Raw genomic sequence first — 16,234 nt, forward strand, 5'->3', positions numbered from 1 at the left:
GAGCGATCCGCCGGGGCTTGTGCGTGTCAGAGTTCCTCGGGCCAGTAGAGCCGCATCGGATTGGTCACCAGCAGCTTCTCCTGAAGTTCTGCCGTCGGCGCGATCCGGGGGATCATGTCGACAAGGTGGCCATCGTCGGGGATGTTGTCCTGCATGTTCGGGTGCGGCCAGTCGGTGCCCCAGATCACGCGGTCCTGATAGTCGGCCACCAGCGGCGCAACCGCCTTGGCGAAGTCGTCCCACGGATCGCCCAAGGCATCGAGGCGATCCGGGCAGGTGGCCTTGAACCAGATGTCCTCGCGGCTTTCCAGAAGGCTGCGGAACGCCTTCATGTCGGCGCCATCGGGCCCCTGGCTGACGTCCGGGCGGCCCATGTGGTCGATCACCACCGGCACCGGGATCGCATCGATGAACGGGCGCAGTTCCTCAAGGATATCGGCCTCGAAGTAGATCACCACGTGCCAGCCTTCCGGCAGGCGGCTGGCGACTTCGAGGAACTTGTCCTTGGGCGCATTGTCGACAAGGCGCTTGAGGAAATTGAAGCGGATGCCGCGCATTCCGCCTTCGTGCAGCGCAAGGAGATCGGCTTCCGAAATGTCCGGATCGACCACCGCGACACCGCGTGCTTTCCCGCCGCTCTTGGCGATGGCGTCGAGCGTTGCGGCGTTGTCGGTGCCGTGGCAGCTCGCCTGAACGATCACGTTGCGGGCAAAGCCCAGGTGATCGCGCAAGGCAAAGAGCATATCCGGCCCGGCGTCCTGCGGCAGGTATTTCGCCTTGGCGCTGAACGGGAACTCGGCCATCGGCCCGAAGACGTGGCAGTGCGCGTCGATGGCCCCCGCCGGCGGCGTGAAAGCGGGCTTGCTCGGCGAGCTGTGCCAGGAGAGGATACGATCAGGCATAGACAATTCCATCCATCAGCTTGCGCGCCGTGCGCAGCAGCGCGGCGCTGGTGACATCGCCCGCTTCGTTGACTTCGAGCACGCAGCTCATCTCGCCGGTGGGATGCTCGACCGAGAGGGTCTTGCGCGCGCCATCCGGGATATGCGCCACTTCCGCAGCAGGCGAGCCTTCGAGCAGCGCTGCCGTGGCCACCGTGACTGCAGCGAGCACGCCGACCGTCGCATGGGCGCGGTGCGGAATGAAGCTGCGGGTGTTGATCGCGCCGCCGTTCTTCGGGGGTGAGACGAGGAACATCTTGGGGACCGACTTGTCCTTGACGTCGCCAAGGTTCATCCGCTCGCCCACGGCCAGGCGGATCGCTTCCAGCTTTTCCTTGAGGGCGCTGTCGGCATCGAGCGTCTCGCGGTCCTCATAGCCGGTGACGCCCAGATCCTCGGCTTTCATCACCACGCATGGCATGCCGTTGTCGATCAGCGTGACCTTCACGCCGCAGACCTCGTCCACCACGTTGCCGGTGGGCAGCAGCGCGCCGGTCATCGACCCGGCCGTGTCGCGAAATTCCAGCGGGACCGGGGCATGGCTGCCCGGAACGCCGTCGATCTTCGCATCGCCCTTATAGGTGACTTCACCACCCGGCGTCTGCACGGTGGCGACGGCGACCTGATCGGTGTTGACCATGTAGATCGTTACCTTGGTCTCGTCGCCGGTGGCAGCAACAAGGCCGCGCTCGATGGCGAAGGGGCCGATCCCGGCAAGGATGTTGCCGCAGTTCTGCGCGTCCGAGACGATCGCCTGATCCACGAAGACCTGGAAGAAGTGATACTCGACGTCGATGCCCTCGCGGTCCGACTTCGAAACCACGCCCACCTTGCTGGTCAGCGGATCGGCGCCGCCCATGCCGTCGATCTGGCGCGGATCGGGGGAGCCCATGACGCCGAGCAGGAACGCGTCCCGCTCGGCCGGGTCTGCGGGCAGGTCATCCTTCAGGAAGTACCCGCCCTTGGACGTCCCGCCCCGCATCCACATGCAGGGAGCGCTGGACTCTTTGGCGGCCCTTCCGGGCGCAGAACCGGTTCCCACTTCTGCTGAAGGGGCCGGGTCAGACATACTTCAGGCCTTCCTTTTCAAGACGCTCGCGCATCTTGTACATGTCGAGGCCGAGCACGCCGTTTGCCAGCTTCTCGCGCTTTTCGCCTTCGTTGGCTTCGCGGGCCTGTGCGGCTTTGAGCACTTCTGCGGCCTTTTCGCGCGGCACCACGACCACGCCGTCATCGTCGGCCACGATCACGTCGCCCGGCTGGACGGCGGCATTGGCGCAGACGACCGGCACGTTGACCGAGCCGAGCGTGTTCTTCACCGTGCCCTGCGCATGGATCGCCTTGGACCACACGGGGAATTCCATCTCGGTCAGATCGCGCACGTCGCGCACGCCTGCGTCGATGATCAGGCCACGGCAGCCGCGGGCGATGGCGCTGGTGGCGAGCAGGTCGCCGAAGTAGCCGTCCTCGCAAGGGCTGGTCGGGGCGAGCAGCAGCACGTCACCGGCCTTCAGCTGTTCGATGGCGACGTGCACCATCCAGTTGTCGCCCGGAGGGGCGCTGATCGTCACGGCCGATCCGGCAATGCGTGCGCCGCGATAGATCGGGGTCATGTAGCTGGCGAGCAGGCCGGTGCGGCCCTGCGCTTCATGAACGGTCGCCACGCCGCAGGCGGCGAGGCCGTCGATCACGTCCTGGTCCGCGCGTTCGATGTTCTGGACGACAATACCACTCATCAGGTCACTCCTTCTCTACCTTGCGCTAGATGGGAGCGAACGCGTCAAGGGTGAAAGAGAAACTTTGGCTTGGCGATAGGTTTTGGCTAAGTGATGAGTCATGGAGATCTGGAACCTGAACCTCAGGCACTTGCGTGCCGTGGGGAAAATCGCGGAATTGGGCACAGTGAATGCCGCCGCGATCGCCGTGAATCTGTCCCAACCCGCAATAACACAGGCGTTGGGACGACTCGAGTCGCAGCTCGGCATGCCGCTGTTCGAGCGACGACACGACGGCATGATCCCGACGCAGGCGGGCGAGGCCTTCGCGCCGCGTATCCATGCCGCGCTGGAGCATGTGCAGAGCCCGCATGTCACCATGAGTCGCCTGCGCGCGCTGCTCGCACTGGCGGAGACGGGCAGCTATGCAGGGGCAGGGCAGGCGACGGGGCTGTCGCTTCCTTCGATCCACCGCGCGGTGAACGACCTGTCGCTGGCGCTGCGCCGCCCGTTGGTGGTGCGCCGGGGCAAGGTGGTCATCACCACCGAGGCGGGCACGCAACTGGCGCGCGAGTTCCGGCTGGCGAAAGTGGAGCTGGAAACCGGGCTTTCCGAAATCGACGCACTGCGCGGCCACGAGACCCGGCGCATCACCATCGGTGCCATGCCGCTCTCGCGTGCTCGTGTGCTGCCGCGTGCGGTGGCGCGGTTCATGCGGCGGCGCCCCAAGGTGAAACTCACCATTGTCGAGGGCTCACGCGTGGAACTGGTCGAGCCGCTGCGCAGCGGCACGCTCGACGTGATGGTCGGGGCCTTGCGCGATCCGCTGATCGAGACGGACCTTGCCCAGCATCCGCTGTTCGATGACATGCCGGCATTCTTCGGGCGCGTCGGGCATCCACTGGCAGGCTCGGATGCGGGGCCGGAGCAACTGGCGGCCTATCCCATCGTGCTGCCGCCGCAGGGCGCGCCGCTGCGCGACAGCTGCGAGCGCTTCTTCGCGGCGGCGGGCGTGCCGCTGCCCGAAGTCCCGATCGAATCCGGTTCGGTGATGATGATGCGCCAGATCATGCTGGAGAGCGATATCATCGCGCTGCTCTCGCCCGATCAGGTGACGGTGGAAGTGCAGGCCGGGTGGCTCTGCGAACTGGGGCGCCCGCCCAAGGGCTTCCATCGCACCATCGGGATGACCACGCGCGGCTCGCTGCGCCCGACCGAAGTCCAGCGCGAATTCTTCGAGGATCTGGCGGCTGCGGCGATCGAGGAAGGATAGTTTGCAGGCGGTATCCGAGTGCGGGTGATTAGGCGCAGGTTATACCGCCCGGCCACTTCCGATTGGCGGCTTTCCGCCTCGCAGGGCACATGAGGTGCCATGAGCAAAACCATTGCCCTTATAGGCTTCGGAGAGGCTGGATCGACGTTTGCGCGTGCCGCAGGCTGGGAATCCGAGGCTTGCGCCTTCGATATTGCAGCGGGTCGCCGTGACGAGATGACTTCGCTCGGCGTTATCGCCTGCGACAGTCTGGCCGAGGCGCTCGACGGGGCGAGTGTGGTGCTCTCGCTGGTGACCGCCGATGCGGCCCGCGATGTGGCTGAAGCCGCCGCGCCGCTGCTGGGTGAAGGCGCGCTGTTCTGCGACATGAACTCGATTGCGCCGCAGACCAAGCGGGCGAATGCCGAACTGGTGAATGCCGGGAAGGGGCGTTATGTCGACGTTGCGGTGATGGCGCCGGTCGATCCCGCACGTCTCAATGTGCCGCTGCTGGTCGCCGGTCCCGATGCGGACGAGGCCGTGCAGGTGCTCGGCGCTGCGGGCTTTGCCAAGATTCGCGCGGTCGGTGCCGACGTTGGGCGAGCGTCCGCGATCAAGCTGGTCCGCTCGGTCATGGTCAAGGGCTTGGAAGCGCTCACTGCCGAAATGATGATGGCGGCCGAGGCCGAGGGCGTGGCGGACGAAGTGCTTGCCTCGCTCGATGCCAGCGAGAAGGCTGGCGGGAAAACTGGCAACTGGCAGCAGCGTGCCGACTACAATCTCGACCGCATGATCGTGCACGGCACGCGTCGCTCGGCGGAAATGGCCGAGGCCGCGCTGATGCTGGACGCGCTGGGGATCGCCCCGCGCATGACCGCAGGCACGGTCTCGTGGCAGGGCTCGCTCGGCGGGCTCGGGATCCGGCCGGTGCCGGAAGGTTTCAACGAAAAGCTCGCGGCGATCACCGCGACGAATGGCTGGAAGGAACACAGCGAACAATGACCCGCGTCATCGACTGTCACGGACACTACACCGTCCTCCCCAAGGCGCACGACGCCTGGCGCGAGGCACAGATCGCCGCTTTCAAGGCAGGCGAGGAAGCGCCGCCGTACCCCGAGATCTCGGATGCCGAGATCATCGAGACGATCGAGCAGAACCAGCTCAAGCTCATCAAGGAGCGCGGCGCGGACCTGACGATCTTCTCGCCGCGCGCCAGCGCCATGGCCCACCACATCGGCGATCAGGCGATGAGCGAGGCCTGGGCGGTTCACTGCAACAACCTGATCGCGCGCGTCGTCCACCTCTTCCCCGAGACTTTTGTGGGCGTGTGCATGCTGCCGCAGAGCCCGAAGGCGGACCTTACCGCATCGATCAGGGAACTGCGCCGCTGCGTCGAGGAACTGGGCTTCATCGGCTGCAACCTCAATCCCGATCCGGGCGGCGGCCACTTCGAGCACCCGCCGCTGACCGACGAGTACTGGTTCCCGATCTACGAGGTCATGTCCGAGCTGGACGTGCCCGCGATGATCCACGTCTCGGGTTCGTGCAACCCGGCGATGCACGCGACCGGCGGCTTCTATCTGGCGGCTGACACGGTTGCGTTCATGCAGCTGATGCAGGGCGATCTCTTCGCGAAGTTCCCCAAGCTGCGCTTCATCATCCCGCACGGCGGCGGCGCGGTGCCCTATCACTGGGGCCGTTATCGCGGTCTGGCGGACATGCTCAAGAAGCCTTCGCTCGACGAATACATCATGAAGAACGTGTTCTTCGATACCTGCGTCTATCACCAGCCGGGCATCAACCTGCTGGCCGACGTGATCGAGAACAAGAACATCCTGTTCGGTTCGGAAATGGTCGGCGCGGTCCGCGGGATCGATCCGCAGACCGGGCACTACTTCGACGATACCAAGCGCTATGTCGATGCTCTGGATATCTCGGACCACGAACGCCACATGATCTTCGAGGGCAACGTGCGCACGGTGTTCCCGCGCCTCGATGCCCGGTTGAACGAAAAGGGTCTGAAGGAGGAGCGGCCGTGAGCGGCTACGTCGACATTCACGAGTATCTCGCTGACTTCGAGGATATTCCGGGCACCCGCGTGTTCACCGCAGCACGCGCGCGCCGGGGCTATCACCTCAACCAGTTCGCGATGACGCTGATGAAGCCCGAGGGGCGTGCGGAGTGGCTGGCCGACGAGCCCGCCTATCTCGATCGCTTCCCGATGACCCCGGAGCAGAAGCAGGCGGTGCTTGACCGCGATTACAACCGGCTTCTCGATCTTGGCGGCAACATCTACTTCATGGCCAAGGTCTTTTCGACCGATGGCCAGTCGTTCCTGCAGGCCGTCTCGACGATGACCGGCATGACCGTGCCCGATTATGCCGCGATGATGAACGCCGGTGGCCGCTCGCCCGAGGGGCAGCGCTCGATCCGCGAGAACGAGGCGAAGGCGCACGATGCCGTCCTGACGCCTGATGACAAGACGACGGAGACCCACTGAGATGGCTCGCATTACCGCTGGCGTCGCCTCCAGCCACGTTCCCCTGCTTGGCGTCGCTGCCGATCAGGGCAAGGAGCGCGACGATTACTTCACGCCAATCTTCTCCGGCTACGACTGGACCCGCGATTGGCTGAAGAAGCCCGAGGTCAAGCCCGACGTCGTGATCCTGGTCTACAACGATCACGCCTCGGCGTTCGACATGAAGATCATCCCGACTTTCGCGATCGGCTGCGGCGAGCGCTACAAGCCCGCCGACGAAGGCTGGGGCCCGCGCCCTGTGCCCGACGTCGAAGGTCATCCCGACCTTGCCTGGCACATCGCCCAGAGCCTCGTGCTCGACGAGTTCGACATGACCGTCATCAACGAGATGGATGTGGATCATGGCCTGACCGTGCCGCTCTCGATGATGTTCGGCGAAGTGCCCGAATGGCCGTGCAAGGTCATTCCGCTCGCGGTGAACGTCGTCACCTATCCGCCGCCGTCGGGCAACCGCTGCTGGCTGCTGGGCGAGGCGATCGCGCGTGCGGTGCAGTCGTTCCCCGAAGACCTCAACGTCCAGATCTGGGGCACCGGTGGCATGAGCCACCAGCTTCAGGGCCCCCGCGCCGGCCTGATCAATGCCGAGTGGGACAATGCCTTCATGGACAAGCTGGTCGGCACCACGCAGGAAGCGCGCAAGATCCCGCATATCGAGTATCTGCGCGAGACCGGCTCGGAAGGTATCGAGATGGTCATGTGGCTGATCATGCGCGGCGCCATGGGTCGCGAGACCAGGCTGCTCCACCGCCATTACCACGTGCCGTGCTCGAATACCGCGATCGGGCACCTCGTGCTCGAACCGGTCGATGGCGAAGTGCCGCCCAGCCACACGCTGGAAGCCGCGGCGTCCGCGCACGACGTGACGCTCGGCTGATCCAAACCCTGCCTGCCCGGTTGCTCTTTCCCGAGCAGCCGGGCATTCCCCTTTTCAAGACGCATTCCCACAAAGGAGAAATCCATGCGTATCGCCCTTATCGGCGCCGGTGCCTTCGGCGAAAAGCACCTCGACGGCCTCAAGAATATCGACGGCGTTGAAATCGCCTCGGTCATCTCGCGCTCGGCAGAGCAGGCAGCGGAAGTCGCCGCCAAGTATGGCGCGCCGCACTCGGGCACCGATCTTGCAGAAGCGCTGGCGCTGCCCGACGTCGATGCCGTGATCCTGTGCACGCCTACCCAGATGCATGCCGAGCAGGCCATCGCCTGCATGAACGCGGGCAAGCACGTACAGGTGGAAATCCCCGCCGCCGATACCTGGGCCGATGCCCAGGCGGTTGCCGCCAAGGCCGAGGAAACCGGCCTTGTCTGCATGGTCGGCCACACCCGCCGCTTCAACCCCTCGCACCAGTGGGTGAAGAACAAGATCGACGCCGGTGAATTCAACATCCAGGCGATGGACATCGAAACGTTCTTCTTCCGTCGCAAGAACATGAACGCCAAGGGCGAGGCCCGTTCGTGGACCGACCACCTGCTGTGGCACCACTCGGCCCACTCGATCGACATCTTCCAGTACATGACCGGCTCGAAGGTGATCGCGGCCAACGTGCTGCAGGGGCCCAAGCACCCTGAACTGGGCATCGCCATGGACATGTCGATCCAGCTCAAGACCGAGGCAGGCCAGATCCTGACCCTTGCGCTCTCGTTCAACAACGACGGCCCGCTCGGCACCTTCTTCCGCTACATCGGCGACACCGGCACCTATATCGCGCGCTACGACGATCTCGTCACCGGCCGCGAAGAGCCGATCGACGTTTCGAAGGTGGACATCTCGATGAACGGCATCGAGCTTCAGGACCGCGAATTCATCGCCGCGATCAAGGAAGGGCGCCAGCCCAACAGCTCGATTGCCTCGGTGCTCGATTGCTACCGCGTGATCGGCGAACTGGCCGCCAGCCTCGAAGCGCAGGACGGCTGGGCCTGATGACCCGCACCCGCGTCCTCGCCGGAAAGCAGCTCAACCCGATGGGGCTGGGCTGCATGAACGTGGCCTGGGCCTATGGCACGCCGCCCTCGCGCGAGGATGCCGTGGCCCTGTTCCGCCACGCGCTCGATAACGGCTGCGATCACTTCGACACCGCCAATATCTACGGAATGGGCGTGTCGGAGGAGATCCTGTCCGAAGCGATCATGGATCGCCGCGACGAGTTCTTCCTGGCTACCAAGACCGGGATTATCGTCGACGGCGTGCGTCGCGGGATCGATTGCAGCCCCGATGCGATCACTGCCTCGCTCGATGCCAGCCTGAAGCGGCTGGGCACCGATCATGTCGACCTGTTCTACATGCACCGCTTCGATCCCAAGGTGCCGATCGCGGACTCGGTGGGCGCCATGGTGCGCGCCATCGAGGCCGGGAAGATCGGCGCTTACGGCGTTTCGGAGTGGTCTTCGGCGCATATTCGCGAAGCCCATGCCGTCCATCCGGTGGCAGCGGTGCAGACCGAATATTCACTGTGGACGCGCAATGTCGAACTGGGCGTGCTGGAGACCACCCGTGCGCTGGGCATCGCGCTCGTCGCCTTCTCGTCGGTGGCGCGCGGGGCGCTGGGCGGTGAACTCAAGGATATCGAGACGCTGGTCGAGAAGGATCTGCGTCGTGGTATGCCGCGCTTCCAGGGCACCAACTGGACCCGCAACCGCGAACTGATCGACGCGTTCGATGCGCTCGCGGCAGAAGCCGGGATCACCCCGGCGCAACTGGCGAACGGCTGGGTTCTGGCGCAGGCCGGGCACATCCACGCGATCCCCGGCACCCGCTCGATCGCACACTGGGAACAGAACCACGCGGTCGCCGCGCTGGACATCCCGGCGGCGATCCTGACCCGCGCGGGCGATCTGATCAACCAGCAGACCGTCTCGGGCCACCGCTATCCCGAGGTCATCCGCAAGACGATCGACACCGAAGACTACGTCTGATGTATTGATCACAGGTCATTGCCAAACAAAGAAAAGGCCGGTCCCATCTGGGGCCGGCCTTTCGCTTTTGGGCTAAATGACTGTCGCGCGAGGGGCTGTCTGATCCCCGTCTGGAGCATTTTCCAATCAGGTGGAAACACCTGATGACTCGGAAAATGCGACGAACAAAAGAGCTAGGTCGGTCGATCTGCGCAGCCAGATCGGAAACCGCTCTAGATCAGCCCCTGCGCGCGCAGACTGATGTGGCCTTCGCGACCGATCACCACGTGGTCATGGACGGTGACGCCCAGCAGGCGGCCGGCTTCGGCGATGCGGTTGGTGATCTCGATATCGGCGCGGCTGGGCTGGGGGGAGCCGGAGGGGTGGTTGTGGACGAGGATCACCGCCGTCGCGCCAAGGTCGAGCGCGCGGCGGATCACTTCGCGCGGATGGATCGCGGCCTCGTCGATCGAGCCTTCGCCCACCATGTCGTCGAGGATCAGCATATTGCGCGCATTGAGATAGAGCACGCGTACGCGCTCGACCGTCAGGTGCGCCATGTCGATGGTGAGATAGTCGATCAGCGCCTGCCACGATCCGATCACCGGCGCCTCGCGCACTTTCTGGCGGGCAAGACGCGTGGCGGCGACGGTCACGATCTTGAGCGCGGCGACCGTCGCCTCGCCCATGCCGGGGTGCCCGGCCAGCGTGCGCGCATCGGCCTGCAGCACGGCGGCGAGCGAACCGAAGCGCTGGAGGAGCGTGCGTGCCAGCGGTTTCATGTCGCGCCGGGGCACCGCCTGCATCAGCAGCAGTTCGATCACCTCGTGGTCGGCCAGCGCCTCTGCACCGCCGTCGAGCAGCCTTGCACGCAGGCGCTGGCGGTGGCCGGACGGATCGTGACCCGGTTTTGCAACATGGCTTGGGGAAACCTCGGTCGCAACCTGAGGGCGCGAATCGCGTTGGTCGCGCGGGGCGGGGTGCGCTGCGGGCATGTCGGCGAAGAGAGGTGTATCGTCCGGCATCGGCAGTGAGACATTGCCTTTCGTCGCGGCCCGGCGCAAGTGATGGAACGAATGGCGGATAAGGATAATCCCGGCGACGACTGGACCCGCGTGGCGGATGGCGAGAGCCTGCCTGCGGGAGAGCGCGACGATGCGGTGCATCGCGGCGGGAAAGCGCGCGTCTGGCGCCGGGCCGTGGTCGCCGTGCTGCTGGTCGGCGTGGCGGCGGGCGGCACAGCCTGGGTGCTGCGCAAGCGCATCGCCGACGATCTGATCGCCTCCGAACTGAAGGCCATGGGTCTGCCCGCGCAGTATAAAGTGCGCACGATCAGCCCGTCCGAGCAGGTCATCACCGACCTTGTGATCGGCGATCCGGCAAAGCCTGATCTGACGGTGAAGGAAGTTCATGTCGCCACCCGGTTGTGGTGGGGGCTGCCGGGCATCGGACGGATCACGCTCGTCGCGCCGCGCCTCTATGGCACGGTGCATCACGGCAAGCCCAGCTTCGGCGCGCTCGACAAGGTGCTGTTCACCGGTAGCAAGGAACCGTTCCGCCTGCCCGATCTCGACATCGCGGTGCGCGATGGGCGCGCGCTGGTGGATGCGGATCAGGGGCGGGTGGCGCTCAAGCTTGACGGGCAGGGCGAACTGCGCGGCGGTTTCACCGGCACGCTGGCGGCGTTGACGCCGGGGCTGAAGGTTGACGGTTGCCAGACCGGCAGGTTGACCGCCTATGGCAAGTTGTGGGTCCGGGCGGAGCGCCCCTCGTTCGAGGGACCGATCCGGCTGGCTTCGGCCTCGTGCCCCGCGAAAGGCTTCGTGGCGGCGCAAAGCGCGGTGCAGGCGAAGCTGACGCTCGACCAACATCTCGATGGCGGCGATGCGGTGCTGGGGATTGCAGGCGGGGCTTTCTCGCTGGATCGCCAGCGCGCCGCCAGCCTCATGGGCAGCGTGCGCGCCAGCCTGCGGGGTGGCAACGTGACGGCGCGCTATACTTTGACCGGGGGCGGGATCGTCACCGACTTCGCCCGGCTCTCGACCCTGACGTTCGACGGGCAGGGGCGGGGGAGCGCGAACCTTGCGCACTTCGATGCTGAAGGGACGGTCTCGGGCACGGGTCTTGTGCCGGGCGATGCGCCGGACCGGGCGCTTGCGAAGGTACAGGCGGCGGGCGAGGGCACGCTGCTGGTGCCGCTGCTCCAGAAGATGCGCGGGGCGCTCGTTCGCGAAGGGCGCGGCAGTCGCTTCCAGGCCGAGATGGTCGCCCGGCGCAGTGCCGATGGCGACAGTCTGGTGGTGCCGATGGGCACGCTGACCGGGCGCAGCGGCCAGACGGTGCTCGCGCTCTCAAGGCTGCAACTGCTGACCTCGGGCCACGGCATGCCGCGTATGAGCGGCAACTTCTTCACCGGCGGTGTCGATCTGCCGAAGATCACCGGGCGCATGGAGGCCGGGCGCGACGGGCATCTGGGCCTGCAGGTTTCCATGGAGGAATACCGCGCCGGTAACGCACTGGCCGCGCTGCCGCGCCTCAGTGTCCATCAGGCCCCCGGCGGCGCGCTGACCTTCGGCGGTGCCGCAAGGTTGAGCGGTGCGCTGCCGGGCGGCGAGGCGCGCAATCTGGTGATCCCGCTCGACGGGCATGTCTCGGCAGGCGCCGATCTGGCGCTGTGGGAGCGGTGCACGGACATTTCCTTCGATGGCCTGACGCTGGCCAACCTGACACTCGATGCGCGCAAGCTCTCGGTCTGCCCGACGCCAGGCAAGCCCATTCTCACCCGCCAGGGCGAGGCATGGCATGTCGCGGCGGGTGTCTCCGCGCTCGACCTTACCGGCAAGCTGGGCGCAACGCCGGTGCATATCGCCAGCGGCCCGGTCGGCTTCGCGTGGCCGGGCATGGTCAAGGCGCAGAACCTGCGTATCGCGCTGGGACCGCAGGAGAGCGCCTCGCTGTTCCACGTCGCCGATCTGGAAGCGAAGCTGGGGCGCGATATCGCGGGTACTTTCGGCGGTGCGGACGTCTCGCTTGCCGCCGTGCCGCTCGACCTGCACGATACGGCGGGCAAGTGGGCCTATGCGCAAGGGGCGCTCACGCTCAGCGATGCCGGCTTCCGCCTGCAGGATCGCGAAAAGGTCAGCCGGTTCGAGCCGATGGTGGCCCAAGGCGGCACGCTGCGCCTGTTCGACAACCGCATCACCGCCGAAGCGCGCCTGCTGGAGCCGGGCACGCGACGGCTGGTCACGCAGGTCTCGATCCTGCACGATCTGCGCGATGCCTCGGGCCATGCCGATCTGGCCGTGCCGGGGATCACTTTCGATAAACAGCTGCAGGCCGCGCAGCTTTCCTCGCTGGCGCTGGGCATCGTCTCCGACCTCAAGGGCACGGTCACGGGCTCGGGACGGATCGACTGGAATGCGAAGGGCGTGACCAGCCACGGCCAGTTCGCCTCGAAGGGGCTGGACTTTGCCGCCGCCTTTGGTCCGGTGACGGGGCTTTCGGGTACGATCCACTTCGCCGACCTGCTGGGGTTGGTGACGGCGCCGAACCAGAGCGTCGCGATCAAGGGCATCAACCCCGGCATCGCGGTGTCGGACGGGGTGCTCTCGTACCAGATTAAACCGGGGCACGAATTGCAGGTGAACGGCGCGAAGTGGCCGTTCATGGATGGCACGCTGGAGCTGCTGCCGACCACCATGCGCCTCGGCATTGCCGAGACCCGGCACTATACGTTGAAGGTTACTGGGCTGAACGCAGCGACCTTCGTGCAAAACCTGCAGGTCGGCAATATCAATGCCACCGGCGTGTTCGATGGCGAAGTGCCGCTGGTGTTCGACCAGAACGGTGGCCGGATCGAGGAGGGCGTGCTGCGCTCGCGCGATCCGGGCGGATCGGTGGCCTATCTGGGCGCGCTGACCTACAAGGATCTGGGCACGATGGGCAATTTCGCCTTCCAGGCGCTGCGCTCGGTCAAGTACAAGGCGATGGAGATCGACCTTGGCGGCTCGCTCTCGGGCGATATCCTGACGCGCATCCGCTTCGACGGGCTCAGTCAGGGTGACGGCGCGACACAGAACTTCCTGACCAAGCGCATCGCGAAGCTGCCCATTCGCTTCATCGTCAACATCAAGGCGCCGTTCTTCTCGCTGTTCGGCTCGGTCCGCTCGCTCTATGATCCGACTTTCGTGACCGATCCGCGCACGCTCGGCCTGATCGGGACCGACGGCAAGCCGGTGAAAACGCCGGTACTTGTGGCGCCTCCACCGCCGGTCCCTTCCACCTCCTCCAACATTCAGCCTTCAGACAGCGAGAAAAGACCATGACGTCGTATGTATCGACCGCTTCATCGACAGGTGAGTCTCTCAGGACGCGCACGGCGATGGGGCAGTTCGGAAGGCAGTGGCTCGGAAGGCATCTGGCCTCACGCGGGCTTCGTGCCGGGACGGTGCTGGTGGCGGCCGGCTCGTCTGCCTTGCTGGGCGGGTGCATCAATGTCACCGCGCCGGACAAGCCGATCGTGATCGAGCTGAACGTGAATATCCGCCAGGAAGTGATTTACAAGCTGGCTGCCGATGCGGCCAAGACGATCGACGACAACAAGGATATCTTCTGATGACTATGCTTCGTTCCGGCAGTTTCGCGATGACCGGCCTCGCTGCCGCCGCACTGGTGGTGACGGGCTTCGCCGCCGCACCCGCCATGGCTCAGAGCCGCAGCCCCGCCTACGCCGCCGCGCGCGCGGCCGGGCAGGTGGGAGAGCAGAGCGATGGCTATCTCGGTGTCGTCGGCAACCAGAGCGCCGATGTGAAGGCCATGGTGCGCGACATCAACAACCAGCGCCGCGCCGTCTACACACAGGGCGCCGCTGGCAAGGGCACGATCGAGGAGTTCGCCTTCGTCTCGGCCTGCCGCCTGATCTCGGAGACCAAGCCGGGTGAGAAGTATCAGGCGCCGGACGGCAGCTGGAAGACGCGCGGGGCAGGTGCGCCCGATCGCGATCCGCGCTGCCCCTGATCACATCTCTGACCATACCGGTGCCGATCGGTTGCGCTGAATGCACCTGCGCAGCCGGTCCGGCCCTGTCCCTGATCCGGGACGAATTGTCCTACCCTGTTCATTGCCCCCAGATTTGGTCACGCAGCAGACACGTTCCAGCCAATCCCGCGAAATTCTGCGGGATTTTTCTGTTTTCCGTCAGAAATATGATTGCATCTTGCCGCGTCGGCTGAATTTGCATCGGGCGTCACGGCCCGGATAGCTCGCAAGTGGGCGCAAACGCGCCGGGAGGTGCGGTTGACTCAACTGGGGGGGCACCCTAAGGGGTCGGCGCCTTCGGCAGGCAGCCGTTGGGCGTGTCCAAGCGTTCCCTTTATTGTGAGGAGCCTGACATGAACGACGAGCCGTCTGCCCAGGACCCTGTTGGCGAGGATGCCCGTGTCGAAGCGCTGGATGAGAAGCTCAAGGCTCTCAGGCAGCGGGAAGATGCGCGCAACCGGCCGGTAGGGGGTGCGGAAGCCGACGAGAACTATCGTATCGGCAACCGCGTCCTCGCCGAACTGCTGGGGGGGCTTGCGGGCGGACTGTTTCTTGGCTGGGTGATTGATCGCTTCGCCGGAACGTCGCCCTGGGGTCTGTTGTCGATGATGTTCTTCGGGATATTCGTCGGCTTCAGGAACATTCTTAGGATTACGAGCAAGCGTCCTGAATGACCCTGTGGTAAGGGCCAGGAGGGGCGCTTATGCTCGCAGGCGACGGGATTTTTTCAGGTGGCAGCCGAAGGCAAGGTCGATCCGATGCACCAGTTCACCATCCAGCCGTTGTTCGGCTCGGATGGATGGAACATTGCGGGCTATAATGTCGCCTTCACCAACAGCGCGTTGTGGATGGCGCTGGCGACGGTTGTGCTGGTCATCTTCGTGGCCGGTGGCCTCAAGCGCCAGGTCGTGCCCGGTCGCTGGCAGATGGCGGTGGAGACCTTCACCGGTTTCGTCGCCGGAATGCTGGCCGCCAATGTCGGTCCCAACGGCAAGAAGTATGTGCCTTACATCTTCTCGCTGTTCATGTTCATCCTGTTCGCGAACTTCCTGGGCCTGATGCCGCTCGGCGTGCTCGGCGTGCATCCGTTCACGTTCACCAGCCACTTCACGGTGACCGGCGTTCTGGCGCTGCTGTCGTTCGCGATCGTGCTGGTCGTCGGCTTCGCCAAGCACAAGCTGCACTTCTTCTCGCTGTTCGTGCCGCACGGTACGCCCGTGGCGATGATCGTTCCGATCTTCTTCGTCGAACTGGTCTCGTTCCTGGTGCGTCCGTTCAGCCTCGGCCTTCGTCTTTTCGTGGCCATGATGGCCGGACACGTCCTGCTTGAAGTGCTTTCGAGCTTCGTGATCAGCTCGGGCAACGCCAACATCGGCCTGTTCGCGGTCGCCGGTATTCCCAGCTTCGTGCTGATGGTCGGCATCTGCGCGCTGGAGCTGCTGGTTGCCGGCATCCAGGCCTACGTCTTCGCTCTTCTCACCTGCGTCTATCTCAACGACGCCGAGAACCTTCACTGAGTTTATCTCGCTCGATTTTCTACCAAAGGGAGTTTTTGTAATGGAAGCAGATGCTGCAAAGCTGCTCGGCGCCGGTTTCGCTGCGATCGGTTGCGGCCTCGCCTCGATCGGCGTGGGCAACGTGTTCGCCAAGTTCCTTGAAGGCGCGCTGCGCAACCCCGGTGCTGCCGACGCGCAGCAGGGCCGTCTCTTCATCGGTTTCGCCGGTGCCGAGCTTCTCGGTCTTCTCTCGTTCGTCATCGCCGCGCTGCTGATCTTCGCCTGATCGCACCAGCGACGAACGTTTCGTCCGTCCGCTCCCTCTCGGCCTTTGGCGAGATGCGGGGCGGGCGGACCGGATTTTT

17 protein-coding genes are annotated in these 16,234 nt (G+C 65.1%); 13 read left to right on the forward strand and 4 right to left on the reverse strand.

Going from position 1 to position 16,234, the window contains the following annotated elements; translation table 11 throughout:
- Nucleotides 1–26: 26 nt before the first annotated feature.
- The 3 genes from AC3EC3_RS02450 to ligK all read right to left on the reverse strand — a co-directional run bounded on the left by AC3EC3_RS02450 (nucleotide 27) and on the right by ligK (nucleotide 2,677).
- Nucleotides 27–902 (reverse strand): amidohydrolase family protein, encoded by an 876-nt coding sequence (locus AC3EC3_RS02450; RefSeq protein ID WP_488488110.1) that lies wholly within the window; start codon nucleotides 900–902, stop codon nucleotides 27–29.
- The gene (locus AC3EC3_RS02455; protein ID WP_488488111.1) at nucleotides 895–1,929 is read right to left on the reverse strand and encodes a 4-oxalomesaconate tautomerase; all 1,035 of its coding nucleotides are present in this window, start codon (nucleotides 1,927–1,929) and stop codon (nucleotides 895–897) included. The genes AC3EC3_RS02450 and AC3EC3_RS02455 overlap by 8 nt, the downstream gene beginning before the upstream one ends.
- A 73-nt stretch (nucleotides 1,930–2,002) precedes the next feature.
- Nucleotides 2,003–2,677 carry a 4-carboxy-4-hydroxy-2-oxoadipate aldolase/oxaloacetate decarboxylase gene (gene ligK, locus AC3EC3_RS02460; RefSeq protein WP_260921545.1) on the reverse strand — a complete coding sequence of 225 codons (675 nt, stop codon included), beginning with the start codon at nucleotides 2,675–2,677 and terminating at the stop codon, nucleotides 2,003–2,005.
- Nucleotides 2,678–2,777: 100 nt separating this feature from the next.
- Here ligK and AC3EC3_RS02465 point away from each other — a divergent pair, with 100 nt between their 5' ends.
- The 7 genes from AC3EC3_RS02465 (at nucleotide 2,778) to AC3EC3_RS02495 (ending at nucleotide 9,357) form a co-directional block, all read left to right on the forward strand.
- Entirely contained in the window at nucleotides 2,778–3,929 is a 1,152-nt protein-coding gene (locus AC3EC3_RS02465; RefSeq protein WP_488488112.1) for a LysR substrate-binding domain-containing protein, read from the forward strand.
- Between the two features lie 99 nt (nucleotides 3,930–4,028).
- A complete protein-coding gene (locus AC3EC3_RS02470) occupies nucleotides 4,029–4,910 on the forward strand; it encodes an NAD(P)-dependent oxidoreductase (RefSeq protein ID WP_488488113.1) in 882 nt (293 codons plus the stop codon).
- Nucleotides 4,907–5,947, forward strand: coding sequence for an amidohydrolase family protein (locus AC3EC3_RS02475; RefSeq protein ID WP_488488114.1), 1,041 nt, complete (start codon nucleotides 4,907–4,909; stop codon nucleotides 5,945–5,947). The genes AC3EC3_RS02470 and AC3EC3_RS02475 overlap by 4 nt, the downstream gene beginning before the upstream one ends.
- The gene (gene ligA, locus AC3EC3_RS02480; protein ID WP_488488115.1) at nucleotides 5,944–6,408 is read left to right on the forward strand and encodes a protocatechuate 4,5-dioxygenase subunit alpha; all 465 of its coding nucleotides are present in this window, start codon (nucleotides 5,944–5,946) and stop codon (nucleotides 6,406–6,408) included. Before AC3EC3_RS02475 ends, ligA begins: the two co-directional genes overlap by 4 nt.
- Before the next feature lies 1 nt (nucleotide 6,409).
- Nucleotides 6,410–7,321: a class III extradiol dioxygenase subunit beta gene (locus AC3EC3_RS02485; RefSeq protein ID WP_488488116.1), complete on the forward strand. Its 912-nt coding sequence runs from the start codon at nucleotides 6,410–6,412 to the stop codon at nucleotides 7,319–7,321.
- An 84-nt stretch (nucleotides 7,322–7,405) separates the two neighbouring features.
- A complete protein-coding gene (locus AC3EC3_RS02490) occupies nucleotides 7,406–8,365 on the forward strand; it encodes a Gfo/Idh/MocA family oxidoreductase (RefSeq protein ID WP_488488117.1) in 960 nt (319 codons plus the stop codon).
- Nucleotides 8,365–9,357 carry an aldo/keto reductase gene (locus AC3EC3_RS02495; RefSeq protein ID WP_488488118.1) on the forward strand — a complete coding sequence of 331 codons (993 nt, stop codon included), beginning with the start codon at nucleotides 8,365–8,367 and terminating at the stop codon, nucleotides 9,355–9,357. Before AC3EC3_RS02490 ends, AC3EC3_RS02495 begins: the two co-directional genes overlap by 1 nt.
- Before the next feature lie 212 nt (nucleotides 9,358–9,569).
- On the opposite strand, the gene radC is transcribed toward AC3EC3_RS02495, so the two are convergent.
- Nucleotides 9,570–10,361 (reverse strand): RadC family protein, encoded by a 792-nt coding sequence (gene radC / locus AC3EC3_RS02500; protein WP_488488119.1) that lies wholly within the window; start codon nucleotides 10,359–10,361, stop codon nucleotides 9,570–9,572.
- 51 nt (nucleotides 10,362–10,412) lie between these two features.
- On the opposite strand from radC, the gene AC3EC3_RS02505 reads away from it, so the two are divergent.
- The 6 genes from AC3EC3_RS02505 to AC3EC3_RS02530 all read left to right on the forward strand — a co-directional run bounded on the left by AC3EC3_RS02505 (nucleotide 10,413) and on the right by AC3EC3_RS02530 (nucleotide 16,155).
- Nucleotides 10,413–13,661 (forward strand): intermembrane phospholipid transport YdbH family protein, encoded by a 3,249-nt coding sequence (locus AC3EC3_RS02505; RefSeq protein WP_488488120.1) that lies wholly within the window; start codon nucleotides 10,413–10,415, stop codon nucleotides 13,659–13,661.
- A gap of 56 nt (nucleotides 13,662–13,717) precedes the next feature.
- Nucleotides 13,718–13,951: a YnbE family lipoprotein gene (locus AC3EC3_RS02510; RefSeq protein ID WP_488488121.1), complete on the forward strand. Its 234-nt coding sequence runs from the start codon at nucleotides 13,718–13,720 to the stop codon at nucleotides 13,949–13,951.
- Nucleotides 13,951–14,352 carry a YdbL family probable chaperone protein gene (locus AC3EC3_RS02515; protein ID WP_488488122.1) on the forward strand — a complete coding sequence of 134 codons (402 nt, stop codon included), beginning with the start codon at nucleotides 13,951–13,953 and terminating at the stop codon, nucleotides 14,350–14,352. The genes AC3EC3_RS02510 and AC3EC3_RS02515 overlap by 1 nt, the downstream gene beginning before the upstream one ends.
- Before the next feature lie 374 nt (nucleotides 14,353–14,726).
- The gene (locus AC3EC3_RS02520) at nucleotides 14,727–15,047 is read left to right on the forward strand and encodes an AtpZ/AtpI family protein (protein WP_488488123.1); all 321 of its coding nucleotides are present in this window, start codon (nucleotides 14,727–14,729) and stop codon (nucleotides 15,045–15,047) included.
- A gap of 84 nt (nucleotides 15,048–15,131) precedes the next feature.
- Entirely contained in the window at nucleotides 15,132–15,890 is a 759-nt protein-coding gene (locus AC3EC3_RS02525; protein ID WP_488489173.1) for a F0F1 ATP synthase subunit A, read from the forward strand.
- 40 nt (nucleotides 15,891–15,930) lie between these two features.
- Nucleotides 15,931–16,155, forward strand: coding sequence for a F0F1 ATP synthase subunit C (locus AC3EC3_RS02530; RefSeq protein ID WP_260921574.1), 225 nt, complete (start codon nucleotides 15,931–15,933; stop codon nucleotides 16,153–16,155).
- Nucleotides 16,156–16,234 lie beyond the last annotated feature (79 nt).

It is taken from the genome of Novosphingobium sp. BAM6 (genome assembly GCF_057784955.1).